Here is a 19,315-nt window from a genome sequence, read left to right on the forward strand (position 1 = left end):
AGCCCATCCCTCACGGCTCCGGGGGCCTCTCGGCTTTCCGGGGTCCTACTTGACGCGGACGACCTGCGGGTCGTGGTCGCTCGCCTGGTCGGCGAACTCCGCGTTGATGTGCACCACGTCGTACTCCGGTTTCTTGACACCGGGGCTGACCAGGATGTGGTCCAGGGTCTGCGAGTTGCCGTCGTAGACGTAGCTGTAGCGCTCGTTCTTCGGCAGCTTGTCCATCAGGTCGGTCAGGATCCCGCCCCGGGTGAGGGTGGTGACCGGCTTGGAGAACTGGTAGTCGTTCAGGTCACCGAGGACGACGACCTTGGCCTTCTTGTCCTTGGCGAGCAGACCGGCGACGAAGTCGTGGACCTCCTGCGCCTGCGTCAGCCGCTGGGTCTCGGAGCCGAGCGTCGGCGGCTGGAAGACGCCGTGCGTGGGCTGGTCGCCGCCCTTGGAGTTGAAGTGGTTGCCGATCACGAAGACCTGCTCGCCGCGGAAGGTGAACTCGCCGACCAGCGGCTTGCGGCTGCTCTTCCAGGCGTCCGAGGTCGGGTTGATCCGGCCCGGGGACGCGGACAGCGTGATGTCCTTGCCGTGCTTGCCGGTGGTGACGACCTCGGTGGCGGTGGTGGCGTCGCCTCCGGGCCGGTCCACGAAGTCCACGCGCTTCGGGTTGAAGAGCAGGACGTTACGGATGTTGCCGCCCGGCTCACCGCCGTCGGTCTTGTCCGCCGGGTCGACGGAGCGCCAGTCGTACGCCGGGCCGCCGGCCGCCTGGATCGCGGCGACGAACTGCGCGAGGGTCTTGTCCGCGGCGACCGTGCCGTCGTCCTTGGCGCCGTTGTTGTCCTGGATCTCCTCCAGGCTCACGATGTCCGGGGTGGCGAGGTTCTTGACGATGCCCTCGGCGAGCCGGTCGAACTTGGCCTGCGGGTCGGTCGGGTCGAGGTTCTCGACGTTGTACGTGGCGACCGACAGCTCGTCGGACTTGCCCTTCTTCGCCACCTCGGGCTTGAGACCGCCCGACTTGACCGTGCCCAGGGTGGTCGCCTGGAGGCTGTATCCACCGAAGTTGCCGTAGTCCACCGGGCCGGTGGTCGTACCGGCGAGGGTGTCGCCCACGTTCGCCGTGACCTTCTCGCCGGTCAGCGAACCGAGCAGCAGACGGCCCGAGTTCAGCTGGTCGTACGAGGGGTAGACGGTGCCGCCGCGCGGGGTCGGGTTCTGCTTGGGCTTGGTGGTGACCCAGGTCTCGCCGTACGAGTTGGAGGCGCCCACCACGCGGCTGTCGCCGATCTGGACGAGCATGCCCTCACGGGACTCGAACCAGTCCAGCGCGTAGCCGGCCGGCTTCAGCGCGAGCGACTCGATGCTGAGCCCCTTCGCGTCCGGCGCGTAGGCCTCGGGCACCGACGTGGCGTCGATCGTCTCGGCCTTCGGCAGCGGGTTGCCGGAGGAGAGGACGACGGTCGTCGGGGCGGTCAGCTCGGTGAGCGACTGCGAGCCGGAACTCTGGCCGCCCGGGTAGTACTCGGTGACCTTGGCGCTGACCAGGACCGAGTCGCCGGCCTTCACCTGAGGGGCGGACGAACCGGTGAAGACGAACACGCCCTCGCTGGTGGCCGGGTCGTTGTCCGGCTCGGTGTCCTGGATCCAGAAGCCGCGGGAGCCGCTCACGCGGACCGCGGTGACCACACCCGGCACGTTGGTGACGGACTTCCCGGCCTGCGGGGAGATCCGGGTGCTGCCCTGGATGTCGTGGATCCGCAGCTCGCCGGGGGTGGTGTCGGTGGGCGAGGGGGTGGGGGTCGGCTCGCCGCCGCCGTCGCCCGCGCCCGCGCTGTTACGGGGCGAGGGCGTCGCGCCGCTGAAGTCGGCCGAGTTGTCGTCCGTGTCGGTGAGCGCCGCGTTTCGGGCCACCGAGTGGGTGTTGTCGGTGCCGGTCGCGGGCGCGCTCTCCCGGACGGTGGCGGTGCCGAAGCCGACCAGGTCCTTGATGTTCGTGTCGGCCGCGCAGTCGGCGGCGGTGACACAGGTCAGCGGGGTGGTCGAGCGGACGAGCGCGACGGTGCCGCTGCTCGCCGACATGGCGATGGTGCCGGCCGCGTCGGGGGCGGGCAGCGGGGTGTCGCCGCCGGAGCCCTTGGCCTCCTCCACGAGATAGCTGCCACCCGCGGGGATGGCGCCCTTGATCTCGGTGACCTGCCACTTGGACGTGGGGCTGGGTGAGCCGCTCAGGTACTGGACGGACCAGCCGGTGAGGTCGAAGGGACCGTCGCCGGCGTTGCCCAGCTCGATGAAGTCGTTGGTGAGGGCGGCACCGGAGTTGCCCCCACCGCCGAACACCTCGGAGATGACGGCGTCGGGGGACGGCGTCGCCTGCGCGGTGAACGGCAGCGCGATCAGCGATGCGGCCAGGCCGACGGGGAGTGCCACGGCGATCGCCTTGGCACGCCGGCCACGCAGGGCCGGGGGTATGGATGGGGACACGGTGAGCTCTTTCTTGCGTCTTCTTGCGGATGCGACGGGGAGGTACACGTGCGTCGTATGACATGTGCACGAAGTGTGAGGACCCGGGAAATCGGCTCAAGATACGCGCGTAGATAGAACGGCAACAAGAGGCTGTGGGCAGGAAATACCAAGTGTTTCCCGACTGTTCGCCGGATTTAACTTGGTTGTCCGGCAGGCGTCTGCGCGAAGGCCTCCCGGTTGAACGCTCAGGGGCGGCGGGCCGCCACCACCGCCGAACTGTCCGGTGTGGTGAGCACGTCCGTGGCATCCAGGTCCGGATGCGTGAGATAGAAGTGGCGCAGTTCGTCCACCTCGCCCTCGAAGCGGGGCGGCCACTGGGACGACGGGGTGAAGTCGTCCAGGATGAGCAGCCCGCCGGGGGCGAGCAGCTCGACGACCCGCCGCGGGTCGTCGCGCTTGCCGCCCCCGTCGCAGAAGAAGACATCGAACGGCGCGTGCCGCTCCAGCAGCCGCCAGTCCCCGGTGAGCACGCTGACCCGTTCGTCGTCCACGAAGAGCCCGGCCGCCCGCCGCGCCAGCTCCTCGTCCCGCTCGACGCTGATCAGCCGCGCACCGCCGGCGAGCCCACTGTGCAGCCAGGCGGTCCCCACCCCCGCCCCGGTACCGCTCTCCGCGACGACCCCGCCGGGCTTCGCGGCGGCGGCGAGCCTGAGCAGCCTGCCCACCTCACGGATACAGCTCTTGCCGAACCCGGCCTCGGAGGCGATCCGCTCGGCGGCCACCACCCGCTCCGGCACCGCACGCTCCGCCATGGTCATGTCTCCCCCTGTCGCCGAGTGCCCGCGACGCTATCCGACGGATGGGGCGCTGTTAGATTCGTGCGCGATGCGATCACGCGAGTACGACTACGACTTCCGCACCAAGGCCCGGCGAATACGCGCCTGGGGCATCGGCCTCCTGGCGGGGGCGGCGATCCTGTGGACATGGTGCGCCGTGTTGCTGCTCACGCCGTACTCGGTCGACACCGAGCCCGACGACGAGCACCCCGAGGAGTGCGAGTCGCGGCTGCTGACCGAATTCGGCACGGCCAACGACGGCCTCGGGAACGGCGATTGGTGCCAGAACGAACGCGACTGGCCCGAGGCCCTGGCCGTGCTCGGGCTCTCCGTGCCGCTGTCCGTCGTCGGTGTGGGGCTCTTCACGACCGGCAGCGTGACCGCCCGGATGAGCTCCCACGCCGAGGTGATGCGCGACCTCGACAAGATCTCCGACAACACCCGGAACACGTAGCCGGCACGGGCCGGGCCCGCGCCATACCGTCGGGTAGTGGGTGAGGGATTCCTGGCGGCGGGCCTCCGCATCTCCGAACCTGTTCCGCGATGAGTCAGGTGTGCGGGAGGTGAAGGGGCCGTCCCGTTGCGGAACGGGACGGGGTAATTCCCGAAGGCCGACCGCTCGTCATCATGGCCTCATTGCGGCGACTTGAGCATCTCCAGAAGGATGCGCCGCAGCTCGGTGCGGTCCTGCGGGGTGATCCTCGCCAGCCTGCGGTCGAACTCCGCCGCGAGCGCCGAGAGCGCGCGGTCCCGCGCTGCCTCACCCGCGTCGGTCAGTATGAGCCGATGCCGCCGCAGGTCCTCGTCGTCGATCTCGCGCCGCATGAACCCCTTTGCGACGAGGTTGCGTACGTAGACCGTGACGCTCGCCTTAGGGATCATCAGTGCCGCGGCGAGTTCGGCGGGATACGGCGACGCGGCCACCTCGGCCAGCACGAAGAACTCCTTCGTCTCCAGCCCGATTTCTCCCAGTTCGGTGCTGCACGCGTCCATGACGACGCTGAGCAGACGCTGGTTCAGCGTCCACAGCTGCGCCCCGTCAACCGCCACGCGAGCCCCTCCGTCCAGCCAGGTGGTACAGTCTTGAATTAGTTCCAAACTGTACCACAGCGGTCTTCGTACTGGCCGACCATGGAACAAACGCCGACTCGAAAGGCGCCATCTGATGCTTGAGCACATCACGATCCCGCGCGGACCGATCGATCTCGCAGCCGACCTCCACCTGCCCGACAGCTTCGACCAAGCGGCGCCACTTCGCGCCGTGGTGCTCTCCACGCCCGGCAGCAGCGTGAAGGAGCAGATCGGCGCCAACTACGCTTCCCGCCTCGCGGCCCGCGGCGTCGCGGCGCTCGTGTTCGACCCCGCCCATCAAGGTCAGAGCGGCGGAGAGCCCCGCGACCTCGAAGACCCCTACCGCCGCGGCGAGGACATCTCCTACGCGATCGACGCGCTCAGCGTGATCCCCGGCATCGCCCCGGACCGCATCGGCGTCCTGGGCATCTGCGCCGGCGGAGGCTACGCGGTGCACACCGCCCGCACGGACCACCGCATCAAGGCGGTCGGCACGGTCGTCCCGGGCAACATGGGCACGTCCTTCCGCGGCTTCCAGCCGGACGGCGCGGTCGCCGCGCTCGACGCCATGGCCGACGCACGCACCGAAGAATCCCGCTCCGGCGAGCTGACCCGCGTGAACTGGCTGCCCGACACCTTGGAAGAAGCCACTGAGGCAGGCCTGACCGACATCGACACGACTCAGGCGGTCACCTACTACCGCACCGGGCGGGGCGGGAACGAACACTCCACGAACCGCCGCCTCTCGCGCGGCGATTCGCTGCTGCTGGGCTACGACGCGTACCACCTGGTCGACCAGCTCTTGACCCAACCGCTGCAGGTCATCCTCGCCGGACGAATCGGCAACACCGGCTCCTACGAGTCCGGCATGCAGTTGTGGAAGCTGGCACCCAACCCGGTCGACCTCATGGTGATCGACGGCGCGGGCCACTACGAGATGTACGACGAGCCCGAGTACGTCGACGCCGCCGTCGACCGGCTCGTCGACTTCTACTTGAACAATCTGTGAATCAACGCTCTGTTACGCGGGCGCCTTCCCGACTGCCAGCAAGTGGGAGCTGGACGCGAGGAGTTCAGGGTAGGGCTCGGCCAGACGCGCCGCTGCCAGAACGGACTCGAAGAGATCTTCGCTCGGCTCCGGACCGGCGTGCTGCTCCACGGCCTTGAGGATGGACCACGCCGGTCCCTCGATCCCGAACACCGCCACATCCACAAGGCCGACGTCGCGCAATTCATCGGCGAGTTCCTCGGCGCGGTGGAAGTAAGCCAGGGTGAAGCCGCGCTTGCCATCGTGAACAGCCGTGCGGAGGATCGTGGAGATCGCCGTCCGCATCCGGTCGGCATGCAGGTGTGCGAGGGCGGTGTGCTCGAAGAGCGAGGAATACCTGTTGATGGCCCCGGCGGCCACGAGCCCGCCGGGCCGCACCACACGCAGCGCTTCGGACAGTGCCTGACGCCGGTCGGCCCGGTCGGGAAGGTGGTAGAGGGGGCCCAGCACCTGCACCACGTCGTAGCTCGCATCCGCAGCCTCAAGCGCGCGAGCGTCACCCAGCGATGAGGGGCAGACCGAAGCCGCTTGTCCGACATGCCGGGCGACTGGATCAACCAGGTCGACGTGATACCCGTCCTCGACCAGCCACCGGGCATGGACGCCCGTGCCACCCCCGACATCCAGCACGCGAGCCGGCGCGGGCGGGAGGAAGCGCCGCAGGAGTTCCCGCGTTCGCAGCAGTTCGAGCCGACCGTCCGCCGACACGCACAGTCGGTCACCCTCGTCGATGACGTGCGAGTAGAAGTGCTCGATCTCTGCCGCCAGCTCTGGGTTCGACATGTATTTGAGTATGACCTTCACTGGCTCACACAGAGCGGAGCATCGCGGCGAGTACCGGGCCGTCCGGCGTGGGTTGCTGCTGGCTGACTTGCTCGTATCCCCAAGCTTCGTACAGCGCTTTGACCTTGCCGTTTCCTGCCAGTGGATTCACCAGGAGTGAGACCTGCTTCTCCTGACGGATGGAGAGCAGTTCGTCATGGATGCGCTTGGAGGTCCCGCTGCCACGCCATGGCACGCGGAGCATGATTTCTTTCAAGGCCACGGTGGGGGTGTTCGTGTATGTCTCTGCGAGGGGTGGCGACATCCGCTGCCACCAACGGTCATCCGTCGCGAGGGTGTTGACGTAGGCATAGCCGACCGGGCTGTCGCCTTCGAATCCGATGACGGCTTCCCAGCCGGGTTCGGATCCGTGTCTGGCCAGTCGTTCCCCGTATCGCTCCACCGAGTTGTGGGGCTGGTGGAGCTGGTATTGGCGTGGGCCGGGCCGTCGGCATGTCACGGTAGGGCTGGTCGGGCAGGTGTTGGGAGCGCGATGTCACTCAAGAGCATTGGGAGTTACTGCTGCGCTCTTCCCAACTGCGGGTGAACGGGCTGGCCGGAGCCGTCGCGCGGAGCGCTTTGCCGAAATCCAGCAGTACGCCGCTGACGCGCGGATGCCGGCTGGTCAGGTCGGCGGGAACCGACAGTGCGGTCGCCACAGCGGCCTCCGCGTCGCCCTGCCCGAGCTGCGCGTGGGCGAGGCGCGCGGTGACGATGGCGCGGTCGCGCTGCATGTACGGGCGGAGGAAGGCCAGGCTCTTGTGGGCGTGGGCCTCGGCGTCAGCGTAGTTGCCGAGGCTGAGGTGCGCGGAAAGGGACAGCTCTTCGAGTTCCGCTTGGTCGCAGACTGCGGTCATCCACAGCGGGCGTGGGATGTCGGGGTCTGCCCGCCCGTACGCGTCACGTGCATGGGCGAGAGCCTGGCGGGTGGCTCGTGAGTCGCCGATGAGGGCGAAGACGGCCGCGTGGCGGGCGTGCCCGAGGGACGCGAACATCGGGTCACGGCGGGCGAGGGGCAGGTTGCGCGCGACGTCGTTCGCCGCGAGGGCGTCCGCCGGTCGTCCGATGTGGCGGTAGAGACTCCCGGCGTGGGACCAGATACGGAACTGGATGGTCGGATCTCCGGACATGGTCGCCAAGCTCGATGCCCGGTCGAAGTGGCGCTGGGCGGTGTCGAAGCGACGGCAGTCGATGGCAGCCCACATCGCGCTGGACGTGAACGACGCGGCACATCCGTACAGGGCCTCACGCACCCGCTGGCTGGCACCTCCACGCGCCTGGAGGGCCAGGGCCTGTCCGGCGAGAGCGGACGCCTGGCTCTCGATGGCGAGCCTGCTGCCGTACCGGACGTCGCTGGAGACCAGGGCCGCGAACTTGGACAGCAACCGCTGTACATCGCTGGCTCCTACGCGCTTCTGCGCTACAGAAGCCAGCGCCGTGCCGGTTGCGACGCTGATGAAATGGCGGCGAAGCACTGCATCCTCCGGTGATGCCATACCCGAGGAGGAGGGTTCTCCCCTCCGGGGGACGAAGCCCAGCTCAACGGCGGGGCAGTTGAATACTGCCTCCAGCGCCGCCCGTTGCCGACGGTGCGGCCACCGGGTTTTTCCGGTCAGCCAGTTGCGGACCGTCCGGTCACTGACGGAGCCCTCGTAGCCCGCCGCTCGCAGATCGGCGTTCACCGCTTCGGCCAACTCTGCCTGGGTGAAGCCCGCTTCTGCCATACGTCGCTTGAGGCTCTGGTTGTCCTCCACAGGATCAACGTAGCTACGCGATTCGCCCGCAGAGAACCGACTTCCCCGAAAGTTTCCGGTTCTGAGCGATTCACGCAGCACCCTCTTTTCCTCACGCTCTGTGTCGGAGAGTCGTTCACTGAGTCAGGCCGCCCGTACTTGTCCGCTCACCGACCCGAGGTCCTGATGCCTGTGACCACTACCGCTCGCCCCACACGCACCGAGCATCCCGGCTACACCCAGATCCTGCCGTGCATGGCAAGGAGTGCCCTTCCGGCCCGATCGCTCGTCCGCACCACGCTGGAGGCCTGGGGCCTGAAACACCTAGCTGACACAGGGGCTCTGGTCGTGACGGAGTTGGTGTCCAACTCTGTGGCACACACGCGTACTTACTCGATCCGCGTGACCGTTTCCCGGCCCAGCGAGACGTTCGTGCGTATCGCGGTGGCGGACAACTCGAAAACAATCCCGACGCTTCGGACGACGACCGGCGACCACCACGAGACCGGGCGGGGGCTCGCCATCATCGACGCGCTGACCTGGCGGTGGGGCACGGAGCTTCTCTCTGAGGGGAAACGAGTCTGGGGCGACCTGAAGTGCGAGGCCGGCGAGTGACGGAGGTGAAGCCCTGGGTTGGCGACCACGTACGCGACGAAGTCTCGGGGCGGCTGGCGATCCTCACCGACGTCCGCCGAGGCGACTACGTACTTCGGCCGGTGCAGGGTCCCGGTGAGTGGATCGCCGAGGATCCCACGCGGCTCCGGTTCATCGCACCGGTGACTCTGCCGCGACGTACACGTGAGCAGGGGGGATCGGGCACCACCGCCGAAATGGAAGCCCTCATCGACGCGGGCGCATTCTGGCGCCTGGCTCCCGAGTGGGTCCCCCGCGACGGATACGCGACGCCGAGCGCCGCGGTCCTACGGGAACTGGAGGCCGGGTTAAGGCGGTTGGCGCAGGTCAGCGTGAGCGAAGTCCCCGCGGAACCCCGTGGGACCGCAGAACAGACCAAGGAGGAAGAATGACGCAGACACCCGCACCGTGGGGCACGCGGCGAATGGGGTCGTACGCGGCCACCACCACGGTCCAGCAGTACAGGCCCGTGATTGACCCCGACACACAGATCGCGCTGATCGAGGACGAGCACGGTCGTACGGTCGAGCTGGGCAGTCACGGCACCAGCACCAGCGGTCTGACGCCCACCACGACCACCCCCGGTGACGGGTCCGGCCCCGGGGGTGCGACCGACGCGGACAGCACCGAGTCCTACGACCAGGACCGGAGTTCCGGTTGATGGAGGGCCGCAGGTCGGTACTGGTGCTGACCAATCCCTGCGACGTGACGGCGGACGTGGTGTTGCGGCTTCTCGCTGAACGCCGCCTTTCCGCGGTCCGTCTCGATCCCGGCGCCGACCTGCACGCGGGTGCTTCGCTCACCGCCACGTACCGCGCGGGCAAGCAGTGGGGCACCCTGCGCACGGCGAGCCGGGAACTCGACACCACCCGGGTTCGGTCGGTCTGGGTGCGCAGGCCCTCGCCGTATGGGGGTCCACCCGCGCTGGCCGGCCAAGACCGCAGGTTTGCGGCAGAGCAGTCGCTGTGGGGCGCTGGGGGCATCCTCGCGTCCCTGACCGGAGCGAGCTATCTCAATCATCCGTGGAACAACCGGGCTGCCGAGTTCAAGCCGTCTCAGCTTTTCACCGCACAACGCTGCGGATTCCTGGTGCCCAGTACGGTGGTTACCAACGACCCTCAAGAAGCACGGGAGTTCGTTACGTTCCAACCCGGCGGAGTGGTCTACAAGCCGTTGTGGAACACGCCCTACCGCGTTGACGACCAACCGCACAGCGTCTGGGTCCGGGAGGTGTACGGGCCCGAGATCACCGACGCCGTGTCCGTGTGCCCCCACATGTTCCAAGCCAAGGTGGACAAGGCTTTCGACGTGCGGGTGACCGCCGTGGGCGACCGGCTGTTCGGGGTCCGGATCGACAGCCCCGACATCGACTGGCGCCACCGCCAGAACCTCATGACGTGCACACCGGTCGAGGTTCCCGAGTGGCGTGTGCGGTGATGGTCTACCTCGCTGAACTTCGTTTGATCTATGGCGCGTTCGACTTCGCCGTAACCGCCTGCGGTGACTGGTACTTCCTTTGGGACGTGTCCACCGGTTCGCAGGCCCGCACGGCGCCCGACACCAACGGAGGATGGAGCGTCGTGCAGCGTGGGCCCGTCCCCCTGTGGGATCGAGTCGAGCGGGCCATGCGGCTGTGGCAGGACGCCGGCGAACCACACCAGCGGGAATTCGGCATCACCGTCTCGGCCGCAGGTCAGCGAGTGTGGCTCGGCACCCACCACGGCCCAAGCTGGGACCTGCCGATCTGACGCACGCGGACCGTCAGCCGGCGTCCACGAGCCGCTGCTCGTGCAGCGCCGCCGTGTGCGCGTCCATCCGTTCGGCCGCGAGGATCGCCGCCGCCGTGTCCGCCCGCGAGGCGGCGACGACCAGCGCCCGGCCCGCCAGGGCGAGTGCGCGGCGGTGCAGGTCCGCGGGGGAGTCGGCCGACGCGGAGGTGCGGGGCGGCGCGCTGCCGCGCAGCCGGGTCACCTCGTGGGCGATCCGGTCCGCCTCGTGGTCGAGCCCGAGGTCGTCGGTGACGGCGAGCAGCGCCGCGAGGTGCCCGGCGAGCTGGATGTCCAGCTCCTCCTCGCGGGTGCGGTGCGGGAAGTCGGTGTCCGCGTCGGCGCCGGCCATGGAGTGGACCGACTTGGTGCGGATCGGCTCGTACATGGGAATGGCCTCCTGCCGTCGTCAGGAGACCATCCTACATTGGAATCAGTCTAAAGTTGAGTCCGGTCGAACTGTGCTTTACGGCTGCGAGTAGCCGTCCAGGAAGTTCCCGATCCGCGTCACCGCGTCCGCCAGCTCCTGCGCCGCCGGGAGCGTCACGATGCGGAAGTGATCGGGCTCCGGCCAGTTGAAGCCCGTCCCGTGCACGACCATGATCTTCTCGCGGGCCAGCAGGTCGAGGACCAGCTGCCGGTCGTCCTTGATCTTGTAGACCTTCGGGTCGAGCCGCGGGAAGAGATACAGCGCGCCCTTCGGCTTCACGCAGGTGACACCCGGGATCCGCGTCAGCAGGTCGTACGCCGTGTTCCGCTGCTCCAGGATGCGCCCGCCCGGCAGGACCAGGTCCTGGATCGACTGCCGGCCGCCCAGCGCCGTCGCCACCGCGTGCTGCGAGGGCATGTTCGCGCACAGCCGCATGTTGGCCAGGATCGTCAGGCCCTCGATGTACGAGGACGCGTGCGTCTTCGGGCCGCAGACCGCCAGCCAGCCGGAGCGGAAGCCCGCGACGCGGTAGTTCTTCGACAGGCCGTTGAACGTGAGGGTCAGCAGATCCGGCGCGATGGCGGCTGTCGGGGTGTGGGTCGCGCCGTCGTACAGGATCCGGTCGTAGATCTCGTCCGAGCAGACGATCAGGCTGTGCCGGCGCGCGATCTCGGTCAGCCCGCGCAGCATCTCGTCGCTGTACACGGCGCCGGTCGGATTGTTCGGGTTGATGATCACGATCGCCTTGGTGCGGTCGGTGATCTTGCGCTCGACGTCGGCCAGGTCCGGCATCCACTCCGCCTGCTCGTCGCAGCGGTAGTGCACGGCCGTACCGCCGGCCAGGGAGACGGACGCGGTCCACAGCGGATAGTCCGGCGCCGGTACGAGGACCTCGTCGCCGTCGTCGAGCAGCGCCTGCATCGACATCTGGATCAGCTCGGAGACGCCGTTGCCGAGGTAGATGTCCTCGACGTCCAGGTCGATGTTCTTGGTCTGGTAGTGCTGCATCACCGCGCGCCGGGCGGAGAGCAGGCCCTTCGCGTCGCCGTAACCGTGCGCGTCGCCGAGATTGCGGAGGACGTCCTCCAGGATCTCGGGCGGGCACTCGAAGCCGAACGCCGCCGGATTCCCCGTGTTGAGCTTGAGGATGCGGTGGCCTGCTGCCTCCAGCCGCATCGCCTCGTCGAGGACGGGGCCCCGGATCTCGTAACAGACATTGGCGAGCTTGGTTGACTGGATGACCTGCATGACGGCGAGCTTACGGCCGGGTTCAGCGGGACGCCTGGTGTTTTTGACCACGTCGTCCGGAGTGTGAGACGGGCGGCCCCGGGATTCCGGCGGCGGCGCGCGCATTTTGTTGAGGCAGTGTTCACTTCGGAGGCCCGGACAGTTCACCCGGCCAGCGGAGGTTCCCACAACGCTGGGCGCTCATGAAGAAGCGCAGCACACTCCTCGCCCTGGCCACCGTCACGGTCATGGCCGCCACCACCGCTCTGCTGCCGTCGGCGCTCGCCACCGGCTCGCACACCAAGCCCGGCCAGGGCGGCAAGCTCGACCTCACCTTCCTCGGCCGCTACGAGAGCGGCAAGTACGACGAGGGCGGTGCGGAGATCACCGCGTACGACTCGAAGACCCGCAAGGTCTTCACGATCAACGCGCAGGCCGGCACCGTCGACATCCTCGACATCCGGAACCCCGCCAAGCCCCGCAAGACCGGCCAGCTGGCCACGCCCGGCGCCAACAGCGTCAGCATCCACGACGGCCTGGTCGCCGTCGCCCAGCAGGCCGAGGCCAAGACCGACCGGGGCACGGTCGCGTTCTTCCGCGCCTCCGACGGACGCAAGCTGAAGGAGGTACGGGTCGGCGCCCTGCCCGACATGGTGACGTTCACCCCCAAGGGTGACCGCGTCGTCGTCGCGAACGAGGGCGAGCCCGACTCGTACTGCCCGCCCGGCGGCGAGGAGCCCGCCGGTGTCGACCCCGTCGGCTCCGTCAGCGTCATCGACCTGGACCGGGGCCGGGGCGGCGACCTGCGCCGCGCCACCGCGCGCACCGCCGGCTTCGAGAAGTGGGACCGCAAGAAGGACGAGCTGACACGGGACGGCGTACTGATCTACGGCCCGAACGCCTCCGTCAGCCAGGACATCGAGCCCGAGTACGTGGCGGTGTCCAAGGACGGCCGCACCGCCTGGGTCACGCTCCAGGAGAACAACGCGCTCGCGCTCGTCGACCTGCGCCGCGCCGAGGTCGAGAAGATCGTCCCGCTCGGCAAGAAGGACCACTCCAAGCCCGGCAACGGCCTCGACGCCTCCGACAAGGACGGCGGCGCCAACATCCGCACCTGGCCGGTCAAGGGCCTCTACAAGCCCGACGGGATCCACGCCTTCACCGCGCGCGGCGGCGAGTACACCGTCAGCGCCAACGAGGGCGACGCCCGCGACTGGGACTGCTACGCGGAGGAGGTGCGCGTCAAGGACGTCGAGCTGAACCCGAAGGCGTTCCCCGACGCCGCCGCGCTCCAGAAGGACGACGCGCTCGGCCGCCTCAACATCACCACCACCTCGCCCACCGACAGCCAGGGCCGGGTCACCGAGCTGAACTCGCTGGGCGGTCGCTCGATCTCCGTACGCGACGAGCGCGGCCGGCTCGTCTGGGACTCCGGGGACGACCTTGAGCAGCTCACGGCCAAGGCGTTCGGCAAGAACTTCAACACCGACCACGCCGAGAACGCCCCCGACAGCCGCAGCGACAACAAGGGCCCGGAGCCGGAGGGCATCACCACCGGATCCGTGCGCGGCACGACGTACGCCTTCGTCGGCCTGGAGCGGATCGGCGGCATCGCCGCGTACGACCTGAGCGACCCGCGCCGCCCGAAGGCCGCCGGGTACGTCAACTCCCGTGATTTCGAGGGCGACCCGGAGGCCGGCACGGCCGGTGACCTGGGCCCGGAGGGCGTGCTGTTCGTCGCGGCGAAGGACAGCCCGACGGGTGACGCGCTGCTGGTCGTCGGCAACGAGGTCAGCGGTACGACGTCGATCTACCGGGTCGGCTAGACACCCGGCCGCCGGGGATCAGGGGCGGTCGGTACGCCGTACCGACCGCCCCGCCAGTACGTCCGTGCGCCGGCCGTCCTCGATCACGAAGCGGCCGTCGATCAGTACGTGCGGAACACCCACCGGCAGCGTGCGCGGGGACGCGAAGGTCGAGCCCGCCGCGACCGTCGCCGGGTCGAAGAGCACCAGGTCCGCGCGGTAGCCCTCACGGACCAGACCCCGGTCCGTGAGGCGCAGCCGGGCCGCCGGGCGCGAGGTCAGATGGGCCACGCACTCCTCCAGCGACAGGACGCCCAACTCCCGTACGTACCGCCCCAGATACTGGGGGAACGTGCCGTACGCGCGCGGATGCGGCTTCGCGCCCTGGAGGATGCCGTCGCTGCCGCCCGTGTGCACGCGGTGGCGCATGATCTCCCGCACGTTCTCCTCGTGCCCGACATGCTGGAGGATCGTCGAGCCGAGCCGGTCGTCGATCAGCAGCTTGCGGGCGGTCAGCCAGCCGCTCTCGCCGCGCAGCCGCGCCGTCTCGGCGATCGTCCGGCCGACGTACGCGGTGAGAGCGGGGTCGGCGACCCCGGAGATCTCGATGGTGTCCCACTCGATGGGCACCCCGTGGCAGCCGTCCGCGCCGATCTCCTCCATGTGGTGCCGGATCTTCTCCGCCGTCGACGCGTCCCGCAGCCGCTCCAGGATCGCGTCCTGGCCGCCCGCGCTCGCCCAGCTGGGCAGCATCGCCACCAGCGTCGTACAGCCCGGCGTGTACGGATAGGTGTCGAGCGAGATGTCCGCGCCGGTGTCCAGCGCCTTGTCCAGCAGGGCGATCAGATCAGGGGCCTTGCCCTTGTTCACGCCGAAGTTCATGGTGGCGTGGGCGAGATGGAGCGCGCAGCCTGCGGTCCGCGTGAGGTCGACCATCTCCTCGTACGCGCGCAGGGCGCCCGCGCCGTAACTGCGGTGGTGCGGGCAGTAGTAGCCGTCGTGGCGCGCCACCACCCGGCACAGCTCCGTGAGTTCGGCGTCGTCCGCGTACATGCCGGGGGTGTACGTCAGCCCCGACGACATGCCGACGGCGCCCTGCTCCATTGATTCGGCGACCAGTTGGCGCATCCGGTCCAGCTCGGCCGGGGTCGCCGGGCGGTCGTCCTGGCCGACCGCGTACATCCGGACCGTGCCCTGCGGGACGAGATACGCCGCGTTGACGGCGATGCCCCGGCCGTCGAAGCCGTGGTCGAGCCGGTCCAGATACTCGCCCACCGTCCGCCAGTCGAAGTCGACCGACGTGTCGCCCGGCCCGCCCCCGTTCCAGCCGGTGATCGCCCTGCGGACCTCGGCGAGCGTGGTGTCGTCGACGGGCGCGTACGACAGGCCGTCCTGCCCGATCACCTCAAGGGTCACCCCCTGCGCGGCCTTCGCCGAGTGGTCGGGGTCGCGCAGCAGCGCGAGATCGCTGTGCGCGTGCATGTCGATGAAACCGGGGGCGAGCGCGAGGCCGCCGGCGTCCAGGACGCGCGCCCCGGAGAGCGGCGCGCCCGCGCCCGGCCCGTGCCGGCGGATCGTGTCGATCCGGCCGCCGGTGACGCCGACGTCGGCCCGGTAGGAGTCCTGCCCCGTGCCGTCGACGACGCTCACGTCCCGTATGACGAGATCCATGGCTCAACAGCTCCTGTACCGGTCCTAGAAGAACGTACGGATGAGATCGGTGACCGTGCCGTCCGCGTCGACCAGCGGGATCAGCTGCCACTTGTCGAACGACGTGCACGGATGCGACAGACCGAAGCCCACCCAGTCACCGACCTCGATCACCGCGTCGGGCGAGGTGTGCAGCTTGCCGTGCTGGTCGGAGAGACCGGTCACCGTGATGCCGCGCGCCGGACGGATCTCACCGGTGCGCGCGTCGCGCACCACCTGCGCCTCCGGCAGGTCGAGGTCGTACGCCGCGTCCCGCTTGCCCGCGTTCACGAACGCCTGCTCCGGCGACGGGCGCGAGATCACCTGCGCCCAGAGCCGGAAGGCCGGCTGAAGGGCGCCCTCGGCCGGGACCCGGTTGAAGGGCGTCAGCCGCTTGTAGTGCCCGTCGTCGTGCGAGACGTACGCCCCCGAGCGCAGCAGCTTCAGTACGGGGCGGGACAGCACCGGGATCTCGGCGAACACGTCCGCCACAGCGTCGAACCACGCGCTGCCGCCCGCGCTCACCACGATCTCGTCCACGGTGCCGGAGAACCGGCCCGCCGCGTCGAACTCGGCCGCCAGCGCTGTCAGCCGGCGCAGCCAGGCGCGCACGTTGTCGTTGTCGGCGTGCGGCACCTCGCCCTCGTAACCGGCGACGCCCACCAGCCGCAGCGTCCCGGTGGCGGCGACGGCGTCGGCGACCAGCGCGCACTCGGCCTCCTTGCGGACACCGGTCCGCGCGCCGTCGCCCGCGCCCAGCTCCACGACGACGTCCACGGGGCGCGTGCCGCCCGCGGCGCGCAGCGCCTCGTCCATCAGCTCGACACCGCGCACCGAGTCGACGTAACAGATGAAGCGGAAGCCCGGGTCCGCGTCCAGCTCGGCGGAGAGCCAGCGCAGCGCGACCGCGTCGACGACCTCGTTGGCGAGGAAGATCCGCTGGATGCCGAACGCCCGGTAGACACGCACCTGGTGGGGGAGCGCGGCGGTGATCCCCCAGGCCCCGTGGTCGAGTTGGCGCGCGAAGAGCTGCGGGGACATGGACGTCTTGCCGTGCGGGGCGAACGCCAGGCCGTGGCGCTCGGAGTACGTCTCCAGGAGCGCGAGGTTGTGGGTCAGGGACTCGGCGGAGAGGGCGAGCACCGGGGTGGTGAACCCGCCGGTGAACAGGGAGCGGCGCTCGGCGGCCAGCTCGGCGACGGTGCGGCCGTCGGCGTCGGGGGGCAGCCCCTTGAAACGGTGGTCGAGACGTTCGTCCCTCAGGTGCTCTTCGCCGAGCCGTCCGCCGACCGCCATAGGGCTTCCTCCGTCTGTCATCTGTCTCGCATCGATCCCGTTGCAACATGTGCAACACCCATTGCGCATATCGCTTGACGCTGTCTAACATCCGAGCCGTTGCCGGGTCAATGATGAGCCCCGGCGCCTCCGGCCGACAGACGAACGAGGAGCCCCGAGTGCCCGCACCGGTAGCAGCGGACCCGACACGCCCCACGGAGGTTGTCTGCCTCGGCGAGTCGATGGTCACCTTCCTGCCCTCGCACCCCGGCCGCCTCGCCGACGTCCCGGCCTTCACCCGCACCATCGGCGGCGCCGAGTCGAACGTCGCCTGCGCGCTCGCCGCCGCCGGGCACCCGGTGAAGTGGATCAGCCGGGTCGGCGCCGACGGCTTCGGCGACCATCTCGTGGAGGCGATCGGCGCGTACGGCGTCGACACCTCCGCCGTACGCCGCGACGCGGACGGCCGCCCGACCGGCATCTACTTCCGTACCGCCACCGACCGTTCCACCACCGCCCACGAGGTCGCCTACTACCGGGCGGGATCCGCCGCGTCCGCGATGTCCCCCGGCACGATGGACCGCGCCGACCTGTTCTCGGGCCGCGTCCTGCACCTGTCCGGCATCACGGCCGCGCTCTCGGACGACTGCCTGGCCCTGATGCGCGAGCTGGCCGAGCGCGGGACCGGCCGCCCGCTGCTCTCCTTCGACGTCAACCACCGGCCCGCGCTGTGGCGCGACGACTCGGGACCGGCCGTGCTGCTCGCCATCGCGCGCGGCGCCGACCTCGTCTTCGTCGGCGACGACGAGGCCGCGCAGCTCTGGGACCTGCACAGCCCGCGGGCGATCCGCGCGGCGCTGCCCGAGCCCGCGGTGCTGGTCGTGAAGGCCGGGGCGGACGGCGCCACCGCGTTCGTACGGGACGAGGAGGACGGGGCCGACACCGTCACCTCCGTACCCGCCCTCGCGGTCGACGTCGTGGCCCCCGTCGGCGCGGGCGACGCCTTCGCCGCGGGCTTCCTGTCCGCGACCCTCCGGGGCCTGCCGACCGGGGCCCGGCTGCGCCACGGCCACCTGATGGCCGCCGCCGTACTCACCGACGCGGGCGACGTCTGCGTCCCGCCCGCCCGCGCCCACGCCGACCGGCTCGCCGCACTGGACGACGCGGCGTGGGGCGCGCTGCGCCTGGGCCCCGGCTGGACGTCCGAGGCCACGGACAGGACAGCCGGGGCCACGGACGGCGCGGCGTCCGCGGAAGCGGTGGCCACCTCATGAGCCAGACCGTCGACCGCGCGCTGAGCATCCTGCCGCTCCTCGCCCAGGGCCCGGCCGACCTCGGCCAGGTCGCGGCGCGGCTCGACGTACACAAGTCCACCGCCCTGCGGCTGCTGCGCACACTCCACGAACACGGCCTCGTCTACCGCCAGCAGGACCAGCGCTACCGCCTCGGCGCCCGACTCTTCGCGCTCGCGCAGGAGGCCGTCGAGAGCCTGGACGTACGCGAGATCGCCCACCCGCACCTGGTGTCGCTCGGCGAACAGTGCGGCCACACCGTCCATCTCGCCGTCATAGAGGACAGCGAGGTCCTCTACATCGACAAGGTCGAGAGCCGCTATCCGGTGCGGATGTACTCCCGGATCGGCAAACCGGTCGCCGTCACCGTCGCGGCCGTCGCCAAGCTGCTCATCGCCGACCTGTCCGAAGCCGAGCGCCGCGCACTCGCCGAGCGGCTCGACTTCCCCATGTACACCCCCCGTTCGATCCCGAACGCCGCCGCGTTCCTCAAGGAGCTGGCGACCGTACGCGAACAGGGGTGGGCCACCGATCTCGGTGGTCACGAGGAGTCCATCAACTGCATCGGTGCCCCGATCCGCGGTACGGACGGCCGGGTCGTCGCCGCCATGTCGGTGTCCGCGCCGAATGTCGTCGTCACCGCCGATGAACTCCTCGCCCTGCTCCCGCTGTTGCGCCGCACCGCGGACGCGATCAGCCGCGAGTACTCGGGCAACGCGCACCAACCGGCACCGGTGGCCGTACCGGCGCCCGCACCCCCCGCACCCCCTGTTCTGCAGAAAGAGATCTCATGAGCGACCAGAGCGCGAAGACCGCAGTCGTCCCCGCCACGCACGCCGCGCCGCCGGCCAAGTTCTCCCACGGCGTCCGCAAGGGCAACATCCTCCAGGTCGCCGGGCAGGTCGGCTTCCTCCCGGCCGTCCCGGGCGAGGCCCCGACCGTCGTCGGACCGACGCTCCGCGAGCAGACGCTCCAGACCCTCGCCAACGTCAAGTCCGTGCTGGAGGCGGGCGGCGCGAGCTGGGACGACGTGATGATGCTGCGCGTCTACCTCACGGACGTGGCGCACTTCGCCGAGATGAACGAGATCTACAACGCCTACTTCGAGGAGCAGAACCTCCAGGACCCGCCGGCCGCCCGTACGACCGTGTACGTCGGCCTGCCCGCCGGGCTGCTCATCGAGATCGACGCGCTGGCCGTACTCGGCTGAACACACCCGATCCGCACG

The 19,315-nt window shown here is 69.7% G+C and carries 19 protein-coding genes and 1 pseudogene; 10 read left to right on the forward strand and 10 right to left on the reverse strand.

Features of this window, described 5'->3' with window-relative positions:
• Nucleotides 1-45: 45 nt before the first annotated feature.
• A complete protein-coding gene (locus BHU15_RS01215; protein WP_069625482.1) occupies nucleotides 46-2,454 on the reverse strand; it encodes a DUF8508 domain-containing protein in 2,409 nt (802 codons plus the stop codon).
• 251 nt (nucleotides 2,455-2,705) lie between these two features.
• Nucleotides 2,706-3,278, reverse strand: a complete 573-nt coding sequence (locus BHU15_RS01220; RefSeq protein WP_069625445.1) for an O-methyltransferase — start codon at nucleotides 3,276-3,278, stop codon at nucleotides 2,706-2,708.
• A gap of 67 nt (nucleotides 3,279-3,345) precedes the next feature.
• On the opposite strand from BHU15_RS01220, the gene BHU15_RS01225 reads away from it, so the two are divergent.
• On the forward strand, nucleotides 3,346-3,750 hold the full coding sequence (locus BHU15_RS01225; protein ID WP_069625446.1) for a hypothetical protein: 405 nt from the start codon (nucleotides 3,346-3,348) through the stop codon (nucleotides 3,748-3,750).
• A gap of 179 nt (nucleotides 3,751-3,929) precedes the next feature.
• Here BHU15_RS01225 and BHU15_RS01230 read toward each other — a convergent pair whose 3' ends face one another.
• Nucleotides 3,930-4,346, reverse strand: a complete 417-nt coding sequence (locus tag BHU15_RS01230; RefSeq protein WP_069625447.1) for a MarR family winged helix-turn-helix transcriptional regulator — start codon at nucleotides 4,344-4,346, stop codon at nucleotides 3,930-3,932.
• Nucleotides 4,347-4,461: 115 nt separating this feature from the next.
• On the opposite strand from BHU15_RS01230, the gene BHU15_RS01235 reads away from it, so the two are divergent.
• Complete coding sequence (locus tag BHU15_RS01235; protein ID WP_069625448.1) at nucleotides 4,462-5,376, forward strand: alpha/beta hydrolase; 915 nt, start codon at nucleotides 4,462-4,464, stop codon at nucleotides 5,374-5,376.
• A 12-nt stretch (nucleotides 5,377-5,388) separates the two neighbouring features.
• On the opposite strand, the gene BHU15_RS01240 is transcribed toward BHU15_RS01235, so the two are convergent.
• The 3 genes from BHU15_RS01240 to BHU15_RS01250 all read right to left on the reverse strand — a co-directional run bounded on the left by BHU15_RS01240 (nucleotide 5,389) and on the right by BHU15_RS01250 (nucleotide 7,991).
• Complete coding sequence (locus BHU15_RS01240; protein ID WP_069625449.1) at nucleotides 5,389-6,198, reverse strand: class I SAM-dependent methyltransferase; 810 nt, start codon at nucleotides 6,196-6,198, stop codon at nucleotides 5,389-5,391.
• 25 nt (nucleotides 6,199-6,223) lie between these two features.
• Nucleotides 6,224-6,640: a GNAT family N-acetyltransferase gene (locus tag BHU15_RS01245; protein WP_255292994.1), complete on the reverse strand. Its 417-nt coding sequence runs from the start codon at nucleotides 6,638-6,640 to the stop codon at nucleotides 6,224-6,226.
• Between the two features lie 97 nt (nucleotides 6,641-6,737).
• Nucleotides 6,738-7,991 carry a helix-turn-helix domain-containing protein gene (locus BHU15_RS01250; RefSeq protein WP_079127797.1) on the reverse strand — a complete coding sequence of 418 codons (1,254 nt, stop codon included), beginning with the start codon at nucleotides 7,989-7,991 and terminating at the stop codon, nucleotides 6,738-6,740.
• A 234-nt stretch (nucleotides 7,992-8,225) separates the two neighbouring features.
• On the opposite strand from BHU15_RS01250, the gene BHU15_RS01255 reads away from it, so the two are divergent.
• From BHU15_RS01255 to BHU15_RS01270, 4 genes and pseudogenes are all read left to right on the forward strand, one after another.
• Nucleotides 8,226-8,585, forward strand: coding sequence for an ATP-binding protein (locus BHU15_RS01255; protein ID WP_255292995.1), 360 nt, complete (start codon nucleotides 8,226-8,228; stop codon nucleotides 8,583-8,585).
• A gap of 5 nt (nucleotides 8,586-8,590) precedes the next feature.
• Nucleotides 8,591-8,995: a hypothetical protein gene (locus BHU15_RS01260; RefSeq protein WP_171908291.1), complete on the forward strand. Its 405-nt coding sequence runs from the start codon at nucleotides 8,591-8,593 to the stop codon at nucleotides 8,993-8,995.
• Entirely contained in the window at nucleotides 8,992-9,264 is a 273-nt protein-coding gene (tgmA, locus tag BHU15_RS01265) for a putative ATP-grasp-modified RiPP (RefSeq protein WP_069625454.1), read from the forward strand. Before BHU15_RS01260 ends, tgmA begins: the two co-directional genes overlap by 4 nt.
• Nucleotides 9,264-10,351: pseudogene (locus tag BHU15_RS01270) on the forward strand (MvdC/MvdD family ATP grasp protein). Before tgmA ends, BHU15_RS01270 begins: the two are co-directional and overlap by 1 nt.
• Nucleotides 10,352-10,364: 13 nt before the next feature.
• Here BHU15_RS01270 and BHU15_RS01275 read toward each other — a convergent pair.
• Nucleotides 10,365-10,757 (reverse strand): SCO4983 family protein, encoded by a 393-nt coding sequence (locus BHU15_RS01275; protein WP_069625455.1) that lies wholly within the window; start codon nucleotides 10,755-10,757, stop codon nucleotides 10,365-10,367.
• Nucleotides 10,758-10,835: 78 nt separating this feature from the next.
• Nucleotides 10,836-12,047 (reverse strand): pyridoxal phosphate-dependent aminotransferase, encoded by a 1,212-nt coding sequence (locus BHU15_RS01280; protein ID WP_069625456.1) that lies wholly within the window; start codon nucleotides 12,045-12,047, stop codon nucleotides 10,836-10,838.
• A gap of 182 nt (nucleotides 12,048-12,229) precedes the next feature.
• Between BHU15_RS01280 and BHU15_RS01285 the strand changes: the two genes are divergently transcribed.
• Nucleotides 12,230-13,852, forward strand: coding sequence for a choice-of-anchor I family protein (locus tag BHU15_RS01285; protein WP_069625457.1), 1,623 nt, complete (start codon nucleotides 12,230-12,232; stop codon nucleotides 13,850-13,852).
• An 18-nt stretch (nucleotides 13,853-13,870) separates the two neighbouring features.
• Here BHU15_RS01285 and BHU15_RS01290 read toward each other — a convergent pair whose 3' ends face one another.
• Together BHU15_RS01290 and BHU15_RS01295 are read right to left on the reverse strand one after the other, a co-directional pair.
• Nucleotides 13,871-15,502 carry an N-acyl-D-amino-acid deacylase family protein gene (locus BHU15_RS01290; protein ID WP_069625458.1) on the reverse strand — a complete coding sequence of 544 codons (1,632 nt, stop codon included), beginning with the start codon at nucleotides 15,500-15,502 and terminating at the stop codon, nucleotides 13,871-13,873.
• A 24-nt stretch (nucleotides 15,503-15,526) separates the two neighbouring features.
• Complete coding sequence (locus tag BHU15_RS01295) at nucleotides 15,527-16,816, reverse strand: amino acid deaminase (protein ID WP_069625459.1); 1,290 nt, start codon at nucleotides 16,814-16,816, stop codon at nucleotides 15,527-15,529.
• A 221-nt stretch (nucleotides 16,817-17,037) separates the two neighbouring features.
• Here BHU15_RS01295 and BHU15_RS01300 point away from each other — a divergent pair, with 221 nt between their 5' ends.
• Genes BHU15_RS01300 through BHU15_RS01310 form a run of 3 tightly spaced genes read left to right on the forward strand, consistent with a single transcriptional unit; the run spans nucleotide 17,038 to nucleotide 19,297 of the window.
• Nucleotides 17,038-18,069, forward strand: coding sequence for a sugar kinase (locus BHU15_RS01300; protein ID WP_435897042.1), 1,032 nt, complete (start codon nucleotides 17,038-17,040; stop codon nucleotides 18,067-18,069).
• Nucleotides 18,066-18,881 carry an IclR family transcriptional regulator gene (locus BHU15_RS01305; RefSeq protein WP_069625461.1) on the forward strand — a complete coding sequence of 272 codons (816 nt, stop codon included), beginning with the start codon at nucleotides 18,066-18,068 and terminating at the stop codon, nucleotides 18,879-18,881. The genes BHU15_RS01300 and BHU15_RS01305 overlap by 4 nt, the downstream gene beginning before the upstream one ends.
• Entirely contained in the window at nucleotides 18,878-19,297 is a 420-nt protein-coding gene (locus tag BHU15_RS01310; RefSeq protein ID WP_023539024.1) for a RidA family protein, read from the forward strand. Before BHU15_RS01305 ends, BHU15_RS01310 begins: the two co-directional genes overlap by 4 nt.
• The last annotated feature ends 18 nt before the right edge of the window (nucleotides 19,298-19,315 follow it).

The organism is Streptomyces niveus (assembly GCF_001723055.1).
In the GTDB taxonomy this organism is placed as follows: Bacteria; Actinomycetota; Actinomycetes; order Streptomycetales; family Streptomycetaceae; genus Streptomyces; species Streptomyces niveus.

What these genes read in the sequence shown, in the direction of transcription:
- BHU15_RS01240 (WP_069625449.1), bottom strand. Translation starts at nt 6,198, where the DNA reads ATGTCGAACCCAGAGCTGGCGGCAGAGATCGAGCACTTCTACTCGCAC.
- BHU15_RS01255 (WP_255292995.1), top strand. Translation starts at nt 8,226, where the DNA reads ATGGCAAGGAGTGCCCTTCCGGCCCGATCGCTCGTCCGCACCACGCTG.
- BHU15_RS01300 (WP_435897042.1), top strand. Translation starts at nt 17,038, where the DNA reads ATGGTCACCTTCCTGCCCTCGCACCCCGGCCGCCTCGCCGACGTCCCG.
- tgmA (WP_069625454.1), top strand. Translation starts at nt 8,992, where the DNA reads ATGACGCAGACACCCGCACCGTGGGGCACGCGGCGAATGGGGTCGTAC.
- BHU15_RS01285 (WP_069625457.1), top strand. Translation starts at nt 12,230, where the DNA reads ATGAAGAAGCGCAGCACACTCCTCGCCCTGGCCACCGTCACGGTCATG.
- BHU15_RS01295 (WP_069625459.1), bottom strand. Translation starts at nt 16,816, where the DNA reads ATGGCGGTCGGCGGACGGCTCGGCGAAGAGCACCTGAGGGACGAACGT.
- BHU15_RS01305 (WP_069625461.1), top strand. Translation starts at nt 18,066, where the DNA reads ATGAGCCAGACCGTCGACCGCGCGCTGAGCATCCTGCCGCTCCTCGCC.
- BHU15_RS01235 (WP_069625448.1), top strand. Translation starts at nt 4,462, where the DNA reads ATGCTTGAGCACATCACGATCCCGCGCGGACCGATCGATCTCGCAGCC.
- BHU15_RS01225 (WP_069625446.1), top strand. Translation starts at nt 3,346, where the DNA reads ATGCGATCACGCGAGTACGACTACGACTTCCGCACCAAGGCCCGGCGA.
- BHU15_RS01280 (WP_069625456.1), bottom strand. Translation starts at nt 12,047, where the DNA reads ATGCAGGTCATCCAGTCAACCAAGCTCGCCAATGTCTGTTACGAGATC.
- BHU15_RS01310 (WP_023539024.1), top strand. Translation starts at nt 18,878, where the DNA reads ATGAGCGACCAGAGCGCGAAGACCGCAGTCGTCCCCGCCACGCACGCC.
- BHU15_RS01290 (WP_069625458.1), bottom strand. Translation starts at nt 15,502, where the DNA reads ATGGATCTCGTCATACGGGACGTGAGCGTCGTCGACGGCACGGGGCAG.
- BHU15_RS01220 (WP_069625445.1), bottom strand. Translation starts at nt 3,278, where the DNA reads ATGACCATGGCGGAGCGTGCGGTGCCGGAGCGGGTGGTGGCCGCCGAG.
- BHU15_RS01275 (WP_069625455.1), bottom strand. Translation starts at nt 10,757, where the DNA reads ATGTACGAGCCGATCCGCACCAAGTCGGTCCACTCCATGGCCGGCGCC.